At 70.6% G+C, this 18116-nt stretch carries 13 protein-coding genes and 1 pseudogene; 3 read left to right on the forward strand and 11 right to left on the reverse strand.

Annotation, left to right across the window (positions count from 1 at the left end; all coding sequences use genetic code 11):
* Positions 1–18: 18 nt before the first annotated feature.
* Positions 19–735 (reverse strand): Crp/Fnr family transcriptional regulator, encoded by a 717-nt coding sequence (locus tag ACYVIP_RS04415; RefSeq protein ID WP_460392242.1) that lies wholly within the window; start codon positions 733–735, stop codon positions 19–21.
* Between the two features lie 189 nt (positions 736–924).
* Between ACYVIP_RS04415 and ACYVIP_RS04420 the strand changes: the two genes are divergently transcribed.
* Complete coding sequence (locus ACYVIP_RS04420; RefSeq protein ID WP_460392244.1) at positions 925–1326, forward strand: hypothetical protein; 402 nt, start codon at positions 925–927, stop codon at positions 1324–1326.
* On the opposite strand, the gene ACYVIP_RS04425 is transcribed toward ACYVIP_RS04420, so the two are convergent.
* Complete coding sequence (locus ACYVIP_RS04425; protein WP_460392246.1) at positions 1297–2385, reverse strand: TetR/AcrR family transcriptional regulator; 1089 nt, start codon at positions 2383–2385, stop codon at positions 1297–1299. The genes ACYVIP_RS04420 and ACYVIP_RS04425 overlap by 30 nt on opposite strands.
* Positions 2386–2476: 91 nt before the next feature.
* Between ACYVIP_RS04425 and ACYVIP_RS04430 the strand changes: the two genes are divergently transcribed.
* Positions 2477–3637, forward strand: coding sequence for a cytochrome P450 family protein (locus tag ACYVIP_RS04430; protein ID WP_460392248.1), 1161 nt, complete (start codon positions 2477–2479; stop codon positions 3635–3637).
* Positions 3638–3745: 108 nt separating this feature from the next.
* Here ACYVIP_RS04430 and ACYVIP_RS04435 read toward each other — a convergent pair whose 3' ends face one another.
* The 9 genes from ACYVIP_RS04435 to ACYVIP_RS04475 all read right to left on the reverse strand — a co-directional run bounded on the left by ACYVIP_RS04435 (position 3746) and on the right by ACYVIP_RS04475 (position 17330).
* Positions 3746–5893, reverse strand: coding sequence for an OmpL47-type beta-barrel domain-containing protein (locus ACYVIP_RS04435; RefSeq protein ID WP_460392250.1), 2148 nt, complete (start codon positions 5891–5893; stop codon positions 3746–3748).
* Positions 5894–5971: 78 nt separating this feature from the next.
* Positions 5972–9937 carry a ThuA domain-containing protein gene (locus ACYVIP_RS04440; protein WP_460392252.1) on the reverse strand — a complete coding sequence of 1322 codons (3966 nt, stop codon included), beginning with the start codon at positions 9935–9937 and terminating at the stop codon, positions 5972–5974.
* Between the two features lie 64 nt (positions 9938–10001).
* On the reverse strand, positions 10002–11012 hold the full coding sequence (locus tag ACYVIP_RS04445) for a multicopper oxidase domain-containing protein (protein ID WP_460392254.1): 1011 nt from the start codon (positions 11010–11012) through the stop codon (positions 10002–10004).
* Positions 11013–11731: 719 nt separating this feature from the next.
* Positions 11732–12970, reverse strand: coding sequence for a cytochrome P450 family protein (locus tag ACYVIP_RS04450; protein WP_460392256.1), 1239 nt, complete (start codon positions 12968–12970; stop codon positions 11732–11734).
* On the reverse strand, positions 12967–14208 hold the full coding sequence (locus ACYVIP_RS04455) for a cytochrome P450 (protein ID WP_460392258.1): 1242 nt from the start codon (positions 14206–14208) through the stop codon (positions 12967–12969). Before ACYVIP_RS04455 ends, ACYVIP_RS04450 begins: the two co-directional genes overlap by 4 nt.
* The gene (locus ACYVIP_RS04460; protein WP_460392260.1) at positions 14205–14813 is read right to left on the reverse strand and encodes a GTP-binding protein; all 609 of its coding nucleotides are present in this window, start codon (positions 14811–14813) and stop codon (positions 14205–14207) included. The genes ACYVIP_RS04455 and ACYVIP_RS04460 overlap by 4 nt, the downstream gene beginning before the upstream one ends.
* Positions 14794–15147, reverse strand: a complete 354-nt coding sequence (locus ACYVIP_RS04465) for a DUF742 domain-containing protein (RefSeq protein ID WP_460392262.1) — start codon at positions 15145–15147, stop codon at positions 14794–14796. The genes ACYVIP_RS04460 and ACYVIP_RS04465 overlap by 20 nt, the downstream gene beginning before the upstream one ends.
* Before the next feature lie 4 nt (positions 15148–15151).
* The gene (locus ACYVIP_RS04470) at positions 15152–15547 is read right to left on the reverse strand and encodes a roadblock/LC7 domain-containing protein (protein WP_460392264.1); all 396 of its coding nucleotides are present in this window, start codon (positions 15545–15547) and stop codon (positions 15152–15154) included.
* Positions 15548–15689: 142 nt separating this feature from the next.
* Positions 15690–17330 (reverse strand): ATP-binding protein, encoded by a 1641-nt coding sequence (locus tag ACYVIP_RS04475; RefSeq protein ID WP_460392266.1) that lies wholly within the window; start codon positions 17328–17330, stop codon positions 15690–15692.
* A 245-nt stretch (positions 17331–17575) separates the two neighbouring features.
* Here ACYVIP_RS04475 and ACYVIP_RS04480 point away from each other — a divergent pair.
* Positions 17576–18116 (forward strand): annotated as a pseudogene (locus tag ACYVIP_RS04480) (hypothetical protein); the annotation flags it as partial.

Genomic DNA, 18116 nt, shown 5'->3' on the forward strand with positions numbered 1-18116 from the left:
ATCATTGGTCCAAACCAATCAGGCCCCGGCCGCCTGCGCCGGCGGCGGCCGGCCGGCGGCGAGCTCCCGCAACGTCTCCGGGCGCATGATCGTGATCCGCTGCCGGGCGGTGCGCACCACGCCCAGCCTGCGCAGTTCCTCCAACCCACGGCCGAGCGTGCTGCGCGAGACCCTGGCGAAGCTGGCCAGCTCGCCCTGGTTGAAGAGCAGGTCGACCTGCCTGCCATCGACCCCGTCCGGCGTGTACTGCAACGCCAGCTCCAGCAGCACGGCCGCCAGTCGCTGCGGGAAGTCCGAGCCACCGGCCTCCAGCCGCAGCCGGTCGGACTGCCGCAGCCGGATGGCCACCGTACGCAGCAGCTCCTCGGAGATGTGCGGGCGCCTGCGCAGCACGCCGAGCAGCTTCTCGCGCGTGATCACCAGCGTGTGCACCTCGTTGATCGCCTGGATGGTCGCGATTCTCGGTATGCCGCTGATCGGCGCCATCTCGCCGACGATCTCCCCCGGACCCCTGGCGGCGAGCGGGGCGTCCTCGCCGCGGTAGTTGGTGGCGCTGATCTTCACCCAGCCGTACAGGATGACGAACATGCTGGCCGGCGGGCTGCCCTGGAGCGCGAGGATCTCGCCGGGATGCCACACACGGCTGTGGCCGGCGGCCCGCAACTCGTCCTGCTCGGCCTTCGTCAGCCGGTTCCAGGCACGCGGTTCGCCATTCTCATCGGCCGAGAAGCCCATCTCGCGGCCTCCCCGATTCGGCGGGCGGGCGTGTTTTCGCCCGATGTTTCATTTGACACATCACTCGCTCCCCCGCGCCAGCATAGTCAGTTGGTAGAAACCAACCGTTGCCACCGCAACCAACAATTGTGCCAGGCAAAAGGCTGTATCACCAGCCATATCTGGCAGCACGCCAATGGGGAGGACGTCATGCGAAGTGCCGAGAACGTGCTCTGGCGGCTGGAGGACCGGAGATACCTGGCCGGCGCCCCCGCCCAGCGGGCACCGAAATCGTTCAGCAGCAAGCCGGTCGCGTTCGCGCCGCACCCGCCGCTGGTCTCCGGCGGTTGGTACACCTCGGCCGCCAGGGAGCTCGCCGGCCCCGGCCGCTACCCGGTGCCCAGGCCCCCGGCGAAGACCGCGGGCGCGGCGTTGCGGTGGACGTTGCTGTTCGGGCCGCTCGGGTTGGGCTACCTGTCACCGACGGCCGGTTCGCTGGCCACCGCGCTGACCCTCGGGTTGCTCGCGGTGACCGGCAGCGTGACCGTGCTCGCCGTCATCTGGCCGGTGGCCATGCTGCTGTCACTGCTCTACGCGACCAACGGGCGCTGACCGCGACGCCGATCGGGGTGACATCGTGTGGCCGGCGCCCATCCCACTCGCCCGGGTGACGACGCGCCCGCCGGCCACCCGGATGGCGATCTCCGTCGAGTCGAGCACCGCCTCGGCGCCGGCCGCCTCGGCGATCGCACCCGGCTCGTCGCAGACGACTTTCAGGTGGGGCCAGGAAGACTGGGGGACCGCCTGGCGGAGGCAGACCATCAGGTCGGCCACCGCCAGGCGGGCCAGCGGTGCCAGTTCGGCGGGGTCGCCGGTGACCAGTACGACGGTCACGTCGGTGTCGGGGGCGACCGCGCGCACCACGTCCTCCGCGGCCGACGCCCGGTCCAGCCCCAGCACGGCCAGCACGCCGTCCGCGCTCAGGTCCACCGGCTCGTCGGCGACCAGATCCGTTGCCGCCGGCGGGTTCCACGGCTCGTCGACCGGCCGGGCGCCCGCGTGCAGGCCGGGATCCAACCACCGGTCGTCCAGGTCGAGGTCCGCCAGCTGCTCGCACGCCCGGACCACGTTGAACGGCTCGAGAAACCCCGGGGCCGCGGCCGCCAGCTGAGCCGCGCCGTGCAGGGTGGTCAGCGCCGCCTCCGCCACCCGCACCATGCGGCGGCCCCGGCCCCGGCCAAGGTGTTCCAGTGACAGCCCGAGCAGGGTCGCGTTGAGACTCATCAGCTGCGCGAAGGGCCTGCGGGTGGTCTCCTCGGCGAGGATCTCCGGCAGCAGGTCCCTGGTGAGCCTGCCGTGTCGCTCGTCGGTCGCCAGCGGCAGGCGCGCGACCCACTCCCTGGCCAGCGCGCCGAGCGCGGCCGATGGGGTCTCGCCCGGCGCGCCATGGCCGGGCGGCCGCTGGGTGGTCCCGGCGGCGAGCACGGCGAAGTAGAGCGCGCGCTTGCCGGGGAAGTTCGAGTACACCGCACCCCTGGTCAGCTCCGCGCGCTCGGCGATGTCGTCGATCTTCGCCGCGCGGAAGCCGCGGTCGGCGAACTCGTCACGGGCGGCGGCCAGCACCTTCGCCCGGTTGAGTTCGCGCAGTTCCGCCCTGCTGAGCCGGCTCAACCACCCTCCCCGCGTTGCCCGTCGACACGCAAGCAAGATACCGTCACCATTCAGATGATGAGATCATATGTTCTGAACATCTGGAGGATGGGTGTACGAGATCGACCTGACCGACCCCGAGGTGGTGCGGGACCCCTTCACCGCCTACGGCCGGGCGCGCGAGGCGGGACCGCTCGCGCGGCTGACGATTCCCGGCATCGGCCCGGTGTGGGTGGTGACCAGGCACGAGGACGCGCGCACGATGCTCGGCGACCCCCGTTTCCAGCTCAGGGGCGAGAGCTTCCTGCGGCCGGACGTGCCGGAGCACTGCCTGCGGTACATGCGCACGATGTCGGAGCTGGACAGCGCCGAGCACAGACGCATCCGCCGGACGGTGACCCCGGCGTTCTCGGTGCGCCGGGCCAACGCCCTGCGTCCGGGCATCGAGCGGATCGTCGACCAGCTGCTCGACGAGCTGCCAACCGACGACCCGGTGGACCTGTTCACGCACTTCGCCCGGCCACTGCCGATGGCGGTGATCTGCGAGCTGGTCGGCATCCCGGACGCCGACCGCCCGCGCTGGCGGGAGTACGGCGCGGCGGTCGCGTCCGGGTACGGTCCCGCCTTCGAGCAGGCCATTCCCGGCATCATCGCCGGCGCGCGGGCGGCGGTCGCCCGGCGGCAGGCCGAGCCGGGTGACGACGTGCTCGGCGAGCTCGTCGGCGCCGGCGACCGGCTCAGCGAGACCGAGCTGGTCACGCTCGTCTGGCACCTGGTGCTCGCCGGACAGACGCCGACCAACCTCATCGCCAACGCCGTCGGGCTGCTGCTGACCGAGCCGGACGCGCGCGCCGCACTGCTGGCCGACCCCGGCCTGTTGGCCGGCGCGGTGGACGAGCTGATCCGCTGGTGCGGCCCGACCCTGCTGACCATCCCCCGCTACGCCACCGAGGATCTGGTGCTGCACGGCACGCCGGTCACGCGGGGCGACGCGGTCACCGTCTCGGTCGCCGCGACCAACCGCGATCCCCGGGTGTACGCCAACCCCGACCGGTTCGACCCGCACCGGCCGGCCGGGCCGCCGGGGCACCTCGGCTTCGGCCACGGCCCGCACTTCTGCCTTGGCGCCGCGCTGGCGCGGGTGCAGGCCGAGGTGGCCATCGGCGCGCTGCTGCGCCGGTTCCCCGGCCTCGAGCTGGCCACCGGCCTCGCCGAGCTGCGCGCCCCCGATCCGGGCACCTGGCGGCTGAGCGGTTTACCGGTGACCAGGTAGGGCCGGACAACGCGACGGGCCCCCGGTCACCACGACCGGAGGCCCGTTGCCCTGAATGCCCCATTCGGGACGGTGAACGTCGTCAATGCCTCATTCAGGGCATTGCGGCTAGACGGCGGCGGTGTTGACGCCGATGTCGGATCTGGTCGCCGCGCGGACGATGATGTCCCGTTGTACCGAGGTCAGCACGCCTGCGGTGACCAGTCCGTTGGTCACCTGTTTGACGTGCCGGACGAACGCGGTGTGCGTCGGGTACTCGTCGTCCTGCGCGATCAGGTCGCTGATCGTGCAGCCGTTCCCGGTGTCCTCATTGGACACGTAGGTGTTCTCCACGCCGATCCACACCGTGTCCCTGGTGTCGGAGTCCGGGCACTCGTCCGTGCTGACCTCGATCACCGTGAACGAGCCGGACTGCTCGGCCGCCACGTTGCCGGCGTTGTCGGTCGCCCGGTACCACACCGTGTGCTCGCCCGCGCTGACCGCGAGCGGCTCGGTGTATGCGGTCCACTCGCCGTCGTCCAGTTTGTACTCGACCAGCTTCACCCCGGAGTCCACGTCCAGCGCGGACACCGTGACCGTCGCGGTGTCCAGGAAGTTCCAGTTCGCGTCCTGGTTGCCGGTCACCACAGCCGTCACGCTCGGCGGCGTGGTGTCCTCGTCCGGGTTGGCCACCACCGTGAACGTCTCCGCGCCCTCGGCGGACACGTTGCCGGCCAGGTCGGTCGCCCGGTAGGCGAACGTGTGCTCGCCGGCCGCGCGTACCTGGACCGCCTCGGTGTACGCGGTCCAGTCCCCGCCGTCCAGCGAGTACTCGATGGTGTCCACACCGGACCCCTCGTCCTCGGCGGTGACCGTGACCACCGCGCTGCCGAGGAAGTTGCCGTCCGGATCCTGCTCACCGACGACCGTGGCGGCGGCGGTCGGCGCGGTGGTGTCCTGCTCCACCACGGTGAACGACTCCATGCCATCTGGCGAGGCGTTGCCGGCGACGTCGGTCGCCCGGAAGTGCACCATGTGCTCGCCCGGCGCGTTCACCGTGACCGGCGCGGTGTAGGCCGCCCACTCCGCACTGTCCAGTTGGTACTCCACACTGTCCACACCGGAGCCGGCGTCGGTGGCGGAGATGGTCACCACGGCCGCGTCCACGTAGTTGCCCTCGGTGTCCTGGGTGCCGGTGACCTCGGCGGTCACCGTCGGCGGCGTGGTGTCCTCACCGCCACCGTCCTCGACGACCGCGAACGGCGTCGACCCGGTGGTCGACGCGTTGCCGGCGACGTCGGTCGCGCGGTACTGCACCGAGTGATCACCGGGGTCGGTCACCACCACCGGCTCGGTGTAGGGCTGGAAGCCGGTGTCGTCGATCTCGTACTCGACTAACTCGACCCCCGAGCCGCCCTCGTCGGCCGCGGTCACCGTGACCGTGGCGCTGCCGACGAACTTGCCGTCCGCGTCCTGCGTGCCGGTCACCTCGGCGGTCACCGTCGGCGGCGTGGTGTCCTCACCACCGCCGTCCTCGACCACGGTGAACGACTCCATGCCCTCCGGCGACGCGTTGCCGGCGACGTCGGTTGCCCGGTAGTGCAGCATGTGCTCGCCCGCGGTGTTGACCGCGACCGGCGCGGAGTAGGCCGTCCACGCCCCACCGTCCAACTGGTACTCCACACTGTCCACACCGGAGCCGGCGTCGGTGGCGGTCAGCGTCGCGGTCGCGCTGCCGACGTAGTTGCCGTCGGCGTCCTGGGTGCCGGTGATCTCGGCGGTCACCGTCGGCGGCGTGGTGTCCTCGCCACCGCCCGCGGTCACGGTCAGCTCGCCGGCCATCGTGCTGTGCCCGGGAACCGTGCAGTAGAAGCGGTACTTGCCCGGCGTGAACGTCACCGTCTTCTCGTACCGGCCGCCGTTCGCGTCCAGCGGGTTGGCGGTGATGTTCTCGGGCACGTCGTGGTTGTAGCCGGCGGTGGACGTGTCGAAGGTCAACGTGTGGGTCATGAACGTGGTGTTGCCGGTCGCCTCGCTGTTCTCGAAGACGATCGTGGTCTCGCCGGCCACCGCGGTGGTCGGCTGGGACTGGTAGGAGTCGATGTCGTTGTCTGCGGTCCAGGTGAGCGTCTGCGCCGCGGCGGCCACCTGCGGAACGGCCGGCGCGGGCTTGACCGGCCGAGGGCCGGCCGCCTCCGGCGAGGCCGCGGCCGGCAGCGCGGTCAGCCCCAGCACGATCAGCGCCGCGGCCGACGCGGCGACTAGTGGTCGAAACATGTCAGGTGCCTCCGTACAGGGGCGGACAAAAAGGGTGTGGGCCGGCCGGCACGCGGTGCACCGGCCGGCCCACTCGGTTTACAGTTCCCGTACCCGGATGTTGCGGAACTCGATCAGATCATTGTTCCCGTGGTTCTGCAGCCCGACGAATCCACTGAGGAACTGGCGCAGGTCCGTCGGCGGGTCACCCGCGCGTGAGGACTCCTTGCCCGGGGTGTTGTCGAACTCGTTGATCACCACACCGTTGCGGATGATCGTGTAGTGCTGGCCGACAACCTTGACCTCGTACTCGTTCCACACACCCTTGTCGGTCACGTTGGCGCCGTCGAGGTCGATCGGGTCGAAGTTGTAGACCGACCCGGTCTTCTGCGGCTCACCGGTCGTCCCGTCGTAGATCTGGATCTCGTGTCCACAGTAGATCGCCACCCACGCCTCGGACGTCCTCGCCGAGCCGACGGTGCCACAGCTTCCCGGCGGGCGCTGCGCGAGCGGCGTCCTCGGGTCGGGGAACCTGGTGAGGATCCCGCTGTTGGCGTGTGTGCCATCCGGCGACATGTCGCGGAACTGGGCCTTGAACGAGACGTCGCCGAAGGCCTTGCCGGCGTACCACAACATGCCGAGCCCGCCACTTGACCGCAGCGAGCCGTCCGGCTGGATCGCGAACGAGCCACCCGGTGCCTGCCGCCACGCGTTCAGCGACGCCGGCAGCCCGTTGTACAGCGCGTCGTAGCCACGCACACCGGCCCGGCCGATGTTGGACGCCGCGGCCGCGGCGTCCAACTTGTCCTTCTGGTTGGCGTTGAGGATGCCAAGCTGCTTGAGCTGCTTGGTCACCCCCTTCACGTGGTTGACGAACTTGGTGTGCCCGACCCAGGTGATCTCGTCGTCGATCAGGTCGTCGACCTTGCAGCCACCGCCGACGTTCTTGTTCTGCACCGTCGTGTTGGCGTCGAGCAGGGTCACCGTGGTGTTCGGATCGGACACCACACACCCGACGTTGACGTTGGTCCTGGTCGTCGCCGTCTCGCCGTCCGCGTAGGTCACGGTCAGCTTGGCGGTGAAGGGACCCACCCGCTTGTAGGTGTGCGTCGGGTTGGCCTCGGTCGACGTGGTGCCGTCGCCGAAGTCCCACGCCCAGGACACGCCACCGGCACGCAGGCCGTTGAAGCTGTGCGTCAACGCCTTGTCCTGCACGGCGACCGAGGAGGTGGTCACGGCCGGGGTCGGGCCACCACCCTGGTAGCTCACCCGGATCAGCTTCTGGTTCGGGTGCACGGTGAAGAACCCGCCGCCGTAGTCGACCATGTAGAGCGCGCCGTCGGGACCGAACTTGGCGTCCATCCAGCTCTGCAGCTGGTTGTTGGCACCGCCCGGGGGAATGATCTTCAGCAGCGTCTCGGCGAACAGCGGCGGCTGTGCGGTCGGCACGCCCGCCGGGTCGACGGTCACCGCGACGCGGTTCGACGCGGTGGTCTGGTCACCGATGAACCACTTGTCGTCCCAGTACTCCGGCCAGGCGACGCCGCTGTCGGTGTCCACCCGGTCGTAGTGGTAGGTCGGACCGGTCATGACCGCCTGCCCGCCGCCCTTCAGGTACGGCTGGGTGTAGGTGGCGTCGGCCGCGTTGTAGGTCGGAATGCTGGAGTTGGGCCGGTTCGGGAACACCGGGCCACCACCATCCGGCGAATACCAGATCATGTTGTCCTTGACCGGCGGCAGGGTCACCAGACCCGTGTTGCGCGGCGAGGCGTTGACCGGGTTGTCGCAGTCGTACCAGCCGGTCAGCACCGTCGCGTCGTTGTTGCTCCGGTCGCGGTATGGCTGGCGGTTGCCCATGCAGTACGGCCAACCGTGGTTGCCCGCCTCGGTGATGATGGTCGCGGTCTCGTACTTCGCCGGACCGAGGTCCGGGTTCGGCGAGCTCGCGTCCGGACCCACCCAGGCGGCGGTCAGCCAGTCGTGTTCCGGGTCGATCTGCAGGCGCGAGATGTTCCGCACGCCCATCACGTAGATCTCCGGCCGGGTCTTCGCGGTCCCCTCGGGGAACAGGTTGCCCTCGGGGATGGTGTAGGTGCCGTCCGCCTCCGGGTGGATGCGGATGATCTTCCCGTTCAGGTCGTTGGTGTTGCCGGCGGTGCGCCGCGCGTCCTGGAACGAGACACCCTTGTACTCCTCGGTCCAGTTGTTGCCGGAGTATCCGCTGGAGCCCTGCGAGGAGTTGCTGTCACCGGAGCCGACGTAGAGGTTGCCCGACGCGTCGAACGCCATGCCGCCGCCGGCGTGGCAGCAGCTGTGGATCTGCACGTCCCAGGACAGCAGGTCCTTGCGGGACGCCAGGTCCAGCGTCTGGCCCTGGTGGTCGTAGGTGAACCGGGAGACCGTGCGCTTGCCGATCCGGTTGTCCCGGTCGATCGAGTCGTGCGGCATCCAGTACACGTACAGGTAGCCGTTGTCCGCCCAGTTCGGGTCGGTCACCAGGCCGAGCAGGCCCTCCTCGATCTTGACCAGCTCGCCACCGCTGCCGCGGTTGCCCATGACCTCCAGCGAGGTCAACAGCTTGACCTTGTTGGTCTTGGGGTCCCACTGGTGGATCGTGCCGCAGCCCTTGCCGATGTCCGGGTTGGTCCAGTCGTTCGGCGTGGGGACGACGTTGTCGGCGCAGGCACCGCGGCCGATGTAGAAGACCGTGCCCTCCGGCGAGATCGTCAGGCCGTGCGACTCACCGATCTGGTCGAGCTGACCAGGCTGGTTGGGCGCGGTCAGCCGCTCGATCTTGTAGTTGGCCGCGATGGTGGCCTTGCAGTCCGCGCGCACCATGCCGGTGGTCCACTGCAGCGCGCCGAGCAGGTGCGTGCGGAACGCGGCCTCCCCGTAGCTGCCGTCGGTGTGGCCCATGCCGGTGTAGAAGGAGCGCCCGCCCTCGTAGTCACGGCACCAGGACACCGGGTGGAACGCGCCGTTCGCGCCGGGGCCGGGGTTGTAGTGCCGCTCCTCGACCTGCGCGACCGTGTGCACGGTACCGACTGGGTTTGGCGCCCAGTTGGTCCACTTGTCGGTGCGGGTCAGGGTCGCCGGCAGGCTGGCGGTGGCCGGGTGGTGGCGGTCGGTGAGGTTGACCACCGCCTCCGCGGGCTCCGGCTCCGGCGGCGGCCCGGTGTCGGTCATGGTCAGGCCCCAGTCGGCGAGCTGGAGCGCGTCCGCGCCCGCGTTCGCCGTGATGTTGAGCCGGTAGTACGCGTAGGCGGTCGTGTTGGTGAACTCGAACTCGCGGACCTGGAAGCGCTCCGGGAAGTCCTCGTTCGTCCTGGTGTCCAGGTCGGTCCAGGTGGTCCCGTTCGCGCTGCCCTGCAGGGTCCAGCTCACCGGGTCCCGGCCCTCGAAGTCGTTGGCCGAGGTGAGCGAGTACTTGGCCACCGCGGCGGCGGTGTGCAGGCGGTAGCTGACCCAACCCGTCCTGGCGAAGGCCAACCACTTGGTGTTCTCGTTGTTGTCGATCAGCTTGGCCGCGGACTCGTTCGGCGCGTTCTCGCCGCTCGCGGTCACCTCGGCCACCGGCTGGATGCCGCCGGGGCGGGTGCCGATCAGCCCGGTGAACCACTCCGAGTCCGGCTGGAACTTGGCCGCGTCGGCGATGCCGAGGTAGCCGTTGCCGGCCTTGATGAAGCTCTGCAGCGCCGCTTCCTGGTCCGCGCTCAGCTCGACGCCCTCGGCAGAGAGCATCACCACGCCGCGGTAGCGGGCCAGGTTCTCCGCGGTGAACGCGGCCGGGTCGTCGGTCACCGCGACGTTCATGCCGCTGCGCTGACCGAGGCCGGCGATCGCGTCGGTCGCGCGGGTCACCGGGTCCTTCTGGTCGGCGGCCGGTCCGTGGAAGACCAGCACGTTGACCGGGGCGACGGTCTGCGCGTCGGCCTGCGGCGCCGTGGTGGTGACGATCGACGGCGCGACCAGTGTCCCGAAGGACATGGCCGCGCTGATCAACACCACGCCGGCGGTTCGCCAGGATCGGCGTCGAGACGAGCCTGTGGGAACTCTTCGTCCCATCCCTTGCTCCTTCATCGGTGGTTGGGGCCTGGTCTGGATGGCTTCGGGTCGGGGAGGTGTTCTTTTAGTGACCTTCGTGCGCGCCGTCGTTGGGGGCCAGCGCCGGGTCGCCGGTCGGGTTGGGGCCCGCGGCGGCGCCGTGGTGGTGGTTGTGGAAGCGGTCGATGGCCTCCTGGGCGCCCGCCGGCATGCTGCCGTCGGCGTTGCGCACCAGGAAGATGCCCGACATCGGGTCGGCGTGGCTCTGCACGTGGCAGTGGTACATCCACGCGCCGGGGCCGACCGCCTCTCCGGCGAGGACCTGGAAGCCGAACGAGGCGCCGGGGTCGAGGTTGCGGTTGTCGATCACGTGGGCGTGGTCGTTCTCGCCGCGCAGCATGCCGGTGCGGGTGTCGGCCCAGCGGTGGGCGTGCAGGTGGAAGGTGTGTGGCAGGTTGCCGTGGCCGACGCAGACGAACTCGACCCGCTCCCCGTGCCGGGCCTCGAACATCGGGGTGTCCGGCGCGACCTTGTTGTTGATGGTCATCTCGTTGAACACGACGGTGAACTGCCGGTCGGGCAGCAGGTCCCCGGCGCGGCGGACGATCAGCCCGCCGTAGAGGCCGCGGGCGATGCCGCCGGTGCCGTGGTCGGAGCCGAGGGCGTGGTCGTGGTAGTGCCAGTAGCCGGCGCTGCCCGGCATGTAGAAGCCGCCGCTCGCGCGGTACTGGGTCTGGGTCCGCCAGGTGTAGACGCGGGTCTCCCCCGGCTCGTTGAACGAGTCGTTGAGCGGGGAGCCGTCGGAGTTGGTGTCGTAGCTGACGCCGTGCGGGTGGATGGAGAGCCGTTCGGCGGTGCTGTTGACGAGCTCGATCTCCAGGGTGTCGCCCTCGTAGATCTCCAGCAGCGGGCCGGGGACGGTGGCCTTGCCCGGCTCGAGCCCGTACCCGAACTGGTTGCCGGGCAGCGCCTCGGCGTAGATCGTCACCCGGCGGGTGCGCGCGAGTGCCGCGTTGGCCGTCGCGGTGGCCGTCGGCCCTGCGGTGCTGGCGACCGCGACCGGGGCGACCGCCGCGACGGCGGCGCCGGCGAGCATGGACCGACGGGTGAGTCGGGAGGGTGCGCGATTATCCATCATGGATCTCCAGTCGGCGGGAGTGCAGGCGAGCGGGGGGATGGCCGGATGACCCCGGAGATGTCCAGGTCGGGGCCAGGTGGGGATTCGCGCCGTGGCCGGATCGGCTCACCATGCGCACAGCTCGCCAGGAGAACGTGTGCATCCGTGCTCCCGCTGCGATGACATCCTTGTCATGCTGCCTCGCCCTTCGGCCCGCTTCTGATCAAACGAGTCGAACTTATGTCGTTCAGCGACAAAAGTTAAGGGCCAAATGGCTCAATAGCGTGACCGTCTCGCGCCGGTCCCCCGCCATGACAAGCGCCATCGCCCCTGTTCGTTCGACCCCTGATCGAATCAGTAATCCCACCACCCCGCGAGTCCAACGCTCTCACCCCGCGAGTCCAGCACTCCCGACACGCGAGTTCAACACTCCGGCCACCCGGCGCGCCCAGATGGTGCCGCAATGTCCATAGTGGACGGCAGGTACGGGTCCTGCCACGGCAACGGTTGGCGCACGCCGGCCGAGACGATCACCGCGAGGTCGTCGCCCGGACGGGGCGATCCACCTCCGCCTGGTCGCGCCACGGTGTCCTGGACTCCACAGTGGACAGACAACCGGCCGCACCGCCGCCCGGACGGGTGAACGGATAATGGGGCAGCCGGGCACCGCCCAACCGCCCCATCGACCCGCGAAGTCGCTAGCCCAGCGTCACCGGCAGCAGTGCGGCGGAGTTGGAGAAGAACGACGGCACCGGGGGCAGCTTCGCCGCGTCGGTGGCCAGCCGCACGTCCGGATACCGCTCGAACAGCGCGGGCAACGCCACCTGCGCCTCCAGCCGCGCGAGGTGCGCGCCGAGGCAGATGTGCGCACCGCCGCCGAAGGCCAGGTGCCGGGCCGCCGGCCGGGTGATGTCGAACTGGTCGGCGTCGCGGCCGTGGTGGGCCGGGTCGCGGCCGACGCCGCTGTAGGGTGCGAGGATCGCCTCGCCCTTCGGGATCCGCACGCCGGCGATCTCGATGTCCTCGAACGGGTACCTGGCGGGGAAGTTGCCGATCGGCGCGTCCCAGCGCAGCGTCTCCTCCACCACCCGCGCCCACACCTCGGGGCCGCCCGTGCGCGCCAGTTCGAGCTGGTCGGGGTGGGTGAGCAACGCCCGCACCCCGTTCACGACCAGGCCGAGCGTGGTCTCGTGACCGGCGGTCAGCAGCAGCCAGATCGTGTCGATCAGCTCTTCGGTGGTCAGCGCCTCCTGGTCCTGCGCACCGAGCTCGATCAGCGCGCTGGTCAGGTCCTCCCCCGGCACCTCCGTGCGCAGCTCGACCAGCTGGTTGAGCAGCGCGTGCCGGTCGCGCTGGGTGGCCACGACCTCCTCGGCGGTGGTGTTCGTGCGGAAGATGCTGTCCACCAGCTCACGCAGCCGCGGCCGCCACTCGACCGGCACCCCGGTCAGCTCGCAGATCATCGACATCGGCACCGGGTAGGCGTAGTGCTGGCGCAGGTCCACGACCCCGTCCGCGTCGGCGTTGGCCGGCAGGGCGTCGAGCAGCTCGCGCACGATCTCGGTGAGCCGAGGACGCAGCCGCTCCACCCGGCCCCGGGTGAACGTCCTGGTGACCGGCCGGCGCAGCCGCTGGTGCGCCTCGTCGTCGCTGGTGACCATGTTCGTCACCTTGATCATGCCGACCAGCGGCCACTCGTCGGTGACCTCGCCGGAGATGATCGCGTTCCAGTTGCGCCAGTTCTTGGACACCCGAGGATCGGTCACCAGCTCGGCGAGCAACGCGTGCTCGGTCACCGCCCACACCCGGACATCACCGGGCAGCACCACCCGGACCACCGGACCCAGCTCCCGCATTCTCGCCGCCTCACCGTGATGATCGGCGCTCATGGGGTCGAGGTGGATGAGGGGAACCTGCGCGGTGACCGGCTCGGTCATCTGGATAAGCCTCCTGGCTGGACGAACGTGACGGGCAGGCTGGCCGGGCACCGTGTCCAAGGCGAAGGCAGTAGCGTGACCGTGTCAGCCGGTATCGACAACGTCACATCATGTAGTCGGTGTAGCGCGGTATCAACCGCTATCCGTGTGATCATTCGGCCGGCTCGTTGCGCTGGGCAAGCATGCGGGCCCGCGCTCCACGCCAGATGCGCGCGGTTGCCGATCTCCAGCCACGGGTCGTCGGTGTGCACCCTCGGGTCGGCGTTGGCCGCGGCCAGCCCGAGGATCAGCGCGTCCCCGCGCCGGATCGGCATCCCGGCCAGCTCGCAGTCCACCAGCGCGTACCGCGCCGGCATGTTCGACATCGGCGGGTCGCGCCACAACACCTCGTCCAGCGCGTCGTCCAGGCCGAGTCGCCCGCCGCGTAACCGGCCGGCGAAGCGCGGGTCGGCCAGCATCAACCGCAGCGTCTGCGCGATCCAGGACGTCGTGGTCTCGTAGCCGGCGGAGATCATCAGCACCATCGACTGCTGGACCTCGAAGTCGTCGCGCAGGCTTGGGTGGTTGAGGAAGGCCGTGGTGAGGTCGTCGGCCGGCAGCTGGCGCCGGGCCCCCATCACGCCGGTGAGGATCCGCTCCAGCTCCTTGGCGGCCGGGGCCGAGTCCTCCGCCGAGCTGAACAACGCGACCAGCGCCGCCCGCAGCTGGTGGCCCTGCGCCGGCGGCAGGCCGAACAGCCCGGCGACGGTCAGCATCGGCACCACGGCCGCGTAGTCCGAGACCAGGTCGGCCTCGCCCCGGCTGGCGAACCCGTTGACCAGGTCGACGCAGGTGCGCCGGATGAACCGGCTCATCCGGTGCTCGTCGAGCCCGGCGAGGCCCTCGTCCAGCGGGCCGCGCAGCCTGCGGTGCTTGTCGCCGTCGGCGAAGTAGGCGTTGTCCCGGGGGAACATCATCGGCCCGAGACCGGAGTCCTCCGGCACCACGCCCTCGACGAACAGGCGCCAGTTGTTGGGGTCGCGGGAGAACAGCTGTTCGTTGCGCACCACCTGGCAGAGCTCGTGGTGGCCGAGCACCAGCCAGGCGTTGATGCCCGGTTCGAGCTCGACGGGCGCGATCTCGCCCCACCGTTCCCGCAGCGCGCGGTAGGCGACCTGCGGGTCGGCGACGTTGGTGGTGGTGATCAGCGGGGTCAGGTCGGTCAGCTCGGCGAGCGTGCGCCGGTGGGTCGTGGTCATGCGAACGCCTTGGCGGAGACGGGGAACCTGATGGCATGCTCGACGAGCGTGCCGAGCGCCGCCGCCGAGGACTCACGGTTTCTGGCGTCACAGCTCACTATTGGCGTCTCCGGTAACAGGTCGAGGGCGTCGCGCAGTTGGTCGAGGTTGTAGCGGGGCGCGCCGGGGAACTGGTTGACCGCGACCGCGAACGGCATCCCGGTACGCAGCTCGAGCTGGTCGAAGACCTCGAAGCTGTCCTCGACCCGGCGCGGGTCGACCAGCACCAGCGCGCCGACCGCCCCGTCGGCCAGGCCCTCCCACAGGTCCCAGAACCGGCGCTGGCCCGGCGTGCCGAACAGGTAGAGCACCACTTCCTCGCTGACCGTGATGCGGCCGAAGTCCATGGCGACCGTGGTCGTGGTCTTCTCGTCGAGGCCGGCGAGGGAGTCGACGCCGACGCTCGCGACGGTCATCGCCTCCTCCGTGCGCAGCGGCGGGATCTCGCTGACCGAGCCGATCAGCGTCGTCTTGCCGACCCCGAACGCGCCGACCACGAGGATCTTGACCGACTGGGAGATGGTCGATGGCACATAGCGGTCGGAGTCAGAGGTTGCGGAGACCATTGAGCACCTTCTCCAGGAGGTCGCGGTCGAGTAGTGCGTGGCGTGGCGGACCGGAGCGGATCGACAGGTGGCCGGTGTCCACGAGGTCCGATGCGATCACGACCACCAGGCTCACCGGCAGTTCGAGGTAGGCCGCCGCCTCGGCGAGGGACAGCACCCCTCGGCACAGGTGCAGCAGCTCGCGGGCCTGCCGACTCGCCGACATCGGCACCGGCAACTCCGGATCGACGCGCAGCAGCGTCTCCGGCCGGATGGTGTTGCGGGACGGGCGGGCGCGACCGGAGGTGATCACATAGGACCGGACGGGATGATCGGTGTAGTCGGGGTCCGCCATGCGGTCAGCCGGCGCGCGACGGGGTGCTCAACGTTCGTTCGCCGATCGTGAGCACCTGCGCCTGCATCTGCTGGGCGATCAGCGCCGGGTCGATCACCTGCTCGGTGACCACGGCGAGCCGGGAGCCGTCACCGGCGCCGCGGACGAACAGGAAGCCGCCGTCGAACTCGACCAGCACCTGCCGGGGGCCGCTGCCGGTGCCGAACTCCTTGCTCACGCCGTGGCCGAGGGAGCTCAGGCCGGCGCAGGCGGCGGCGAGCTTGTCCGCCACGTCGACCGGCGTGTGCCCGGTACGCACCTTCAGCAGGCCGTCGGAGGTCAACACCACCGCGTGCCGGACACCGCGCACCGTACTGATCAACTCCAGCATCCAGCTGTTGTCATCCGGATACGTGCTCATGCCCCGGCCTCCCCCGTTCGCCTTGGTCCCCATGCCCTGAATGGGTCATTCGGGACGTTGAACGTCCCGAATGCCTCATTCAGGGCATTGGCGGGGTGGTGATCCGTTCCCCTTGGGTGCGGTTGGCGGCCACGCGGGTCGCTCATCGGTCCTCCGAATCGTGGTGGTTTACGGCGTGGCGGTCGGTGGTGCTGGTTTCTTGGCGGGTGGAGCTGAGGAAGGCGCCCATCCACTGGCCGGCTTCCTCGGCGGACTGGGCGGGGCGTTCCTGGTGCTCGTCTGGCCAGTCGACGGTGCCGGACAGGGCTTCGGCGCGGCGGGACCGGCGGCGGGGCAGCGCCGGCAGGTCGTCGACGGGCAGGCCGATGTCGCCGGAGACGTGCTCGGATTCCGACTCGGGCTCGGGCTCCGGCGCTGGCTCGGGCTCCGGCGCTGGGTCCGGCACCGGGTCGGGTGCCGGCGGGTCGGGGACCGGGTCGGGGAGCGGCTCGGGGTCGGGCGCCGGTGGGGCGACGCTGGCGACCGCCGGCTCCGGCGCGGGGCGGGGCCGAGGGCGGGGACGGGGTGGCTCGTCGACCGGCAGCGTGTCGGGAACGGTGGACTCGCCGGTCGGGAGCGTTGGACTCGCGGGTTCCTGGCGGCGGGCCAGGGCGTGGGTGAAGGCGCCGGAGGGCACGACGGGCTCGGTCAGCTCGGTCGGCACCAGGACGATGGCGCGCAGGCCGCCGTAGACCGACTCGGTGATGTCGACCCGGAAACCGTGCCGGCGGACGTACGCGCCGACCACGGGCAGGCCGGTCTGCGGGATCTCGCCGAGGTCGGCGAGGCCGACGTGGCGGCGGCCGGAGGCGATCTCGCGGACCCGCTCCAGCCGGACGTCGTCCAGGCCGACACCGCCGTCGTCGATCTCGATGACCGCGCCGCGCTGGACGTGCCGCAGCGACACCAGCACCTGGGTGGTCGGCGGGGAGGACTGGGCGGCGTTGGCGAGCAGTTCGGCCAGCAGGTGGATCAACGGCTCGACCACGCGCGCGGCGACCGCGACGCCGGGGTCGCCGGAGACCTCGACCCGCTGGTAGGCGGTGATCCGCCCGGCGGCGCCGCGCACCACGTCGGCGATGGGCAGCGACTGGTGCCACTGCTGGCCCGGCCACTCCCCGCACAGCGCGGCCAGGCTCTGGGCGTTGCGCGCCTGCTGGGCCGCCGCGTGGTCGACGCGCATGCTGGTGTGCAGCACGTCGGCGTCGGCCGGGTGGCGGCGCACCATCCGCGCGGCCTCTTCCTGGATGCGGTGGGCGGAGGCCTGCACCTTGCGACCCAGCGTCACCACCGCGGCCTGCACGGCGTCCTGCCGGGCGTGCTGGTCGTCGCGGACGCGGGCCAGGTGGCCGGCGGCGCGGGTGAGCACCGCGGCGGTGGCGTCGTCGCCGGTGGCGTCGGGCAGCGGCGGGATCGGGCCGACGACGGTGAGCGCCGGCAGTTGGGCCTCGACCAGGTTCTCCATCGCCAGCCTGCGGGTGCGGCTGACCTCCTCCAGCGCGCGGACCTGGTCGTCGAGCCGGAACAGTTCGTCGTCGTGCGCGCGGGCGGCTCTGGCGGAGACGAGCGCGCCGGCCACCACGACGCCGATCGCGATCACCCCGGCCACGACCCACCACAGGGAGTCGGCGAGCGAGTCGCCTAACAGTAACGGCGAGGCCAGCACGTAGGCGGTGACGCCGATGATGCTGATCCACGTTCCAGCATGCCTCGGCAGCGCCGACGTGGGCGAATGAGATGCCATGATCACCAGGTGTCCGGATCGCAGGAGCGGTTTTCATGCTGCTCGACTGGATCTCACAGTCCGTGCTTCCCCGAAAGCAGCGAGACACGACAGTATCCCAACAGTCAAGGCTACCGGAACCGCCACGGGCTCCTGCAGTGTCCACAAAGGACATTCGAGACGCGCTGGACCGGCAGTGTTGGCGATGTGCCGTGCGCACCTGGTTTCCTGGTGTCCACCGGGCACGTTGACGAGGGTGGGGACACATGGACCTGACGATCGGCGACCGGGTGAGCGGGCGGGGCGGCGTGCTGGTTGGCAGGTCGGTCGAGCTGGCGCTGTTCGCCAGGGTGCTCACCGGTGAGCTCGACCGGAACGTCCTGCTCGTGCACGGTCCGGGCGGCATCGGCAAGACCCAGCTGCTGCGCGCGTGGTCCGAGGCCGCGCGCGCCGCCGGCCGGCCGACCAGGTGGATCGACGCGCGGTCCATCGAGCCGCGACCGGAGGCGATCGCCGCCGCGCTGGTCGACGTGCGCGCCGGTACCGTGGTGTTCCTCGACGGCTTCGAGCGGATCGCCGCCGGCGCGCGCGAGCTGCGCGACGACGTGGTCCCCCGGCTGCCGGGTGATGCCGTGGTGGTGATCGCCGGCCGGGACCGGCCAGACGCCGGCTGGTTCGGCGGCGGCTGGGCCGGGGTGTCGTTCGTGCTCGAGCTGGCCGCGCTGGACGCCGGCACCGCGGTCGAGCTGCTGGCCGCGCTCGGTGTGCTGGCCGGCCCGGCCACCGAGATCGCCCGCTGGGCGGCCG

This window comes from Actinophytocola sediminis (assembly GCF_054779715.1).

Excerpts from the sequence above, each read along its gene's own strand:
- ACYVIP_RS04415 (WP_460392242.1), bottom strand. The coding sequence starts at position 735 with ATGGGCTTCTCGGCCGATGAGAATGGCGAACCGCGTGCCTGGAACCGG.
- ACYVIP_RS04455 (WP_460392258.1), bottom strand. The coding sequence starts at position 14,208 with ATGACCACGACCCACCGGCGCACGCTCGCCGAGCTGACCGACCTGACC.
- ACYVIP_RS04435 (WP_460392250.1), bottom strand. The coding sequence starts at position 5,893 with ATGTTTCGACCACTAGTCGCCGCGTCGGCCGCGGCGCTGATCGTGCTG.
- ACYVIP_RS04440 (WP_460392252.1), bottom strand. The coding sequence starts at position 9,937 with ATGGGACGAAGAGTTCCCACAGGCTCGTCTCGACGCCGATCCTGGCGA.
- ACYVIP_RS04475 (WP_460392266.1), bottom strand. The coding sequence starts at position 17,330 with ATGGCATCTCATTCGCCCACGTCGGCGCTGCCGAGGCATGCTGGAACG.
- ACYVIP_RS04460 (WP_460392260.1), bottom strand. The coding sequence starts at position 14,813 with ATGGTCTCCGCAACCTCTGACTCCGACCGCTATGTGCCATCGACCATC.
- ACYVIP_RS04470 (WP_460392264.1), bottom strand. The coding sequence starts at position 15,547 with ATGAGCACGTATCCGGATGACAACAGCTGGATGCTGGAGTTGATCAGT.
- ACYVIP_RS04465 (WP_460392262.1), bottom strand. The coding sequence starts at position 15,147 with ATGGCGGACCCCGACTACACCGATCATCCCGTCCGGTCCTATGTGATC.
- ACYVIP_RS04450 (WP_460392256.1), bottom strand. The coding sequence starts at position 12,970 with ATGACCGAGCCGGTCACCGCGCAGGTTCCCCTCATCCACCTCGACCCC.
- ACYVIP_RS04445 (WP_460392254.1), bottom strand. The coding sequence starts at position 11,012 with ATGCTCGCCGGCGCCGCCGTCGCGGCGGTCGCCCCGGTCGCGGTCGCC.
- ACYVIP_RS04420 (WP_460392244.1), top strand. The coding sequence starts at position 925 with ATGCGAAGTGCCGAGAACGTGCTCTGGCGGCTGGAGGACCGGAGATAC.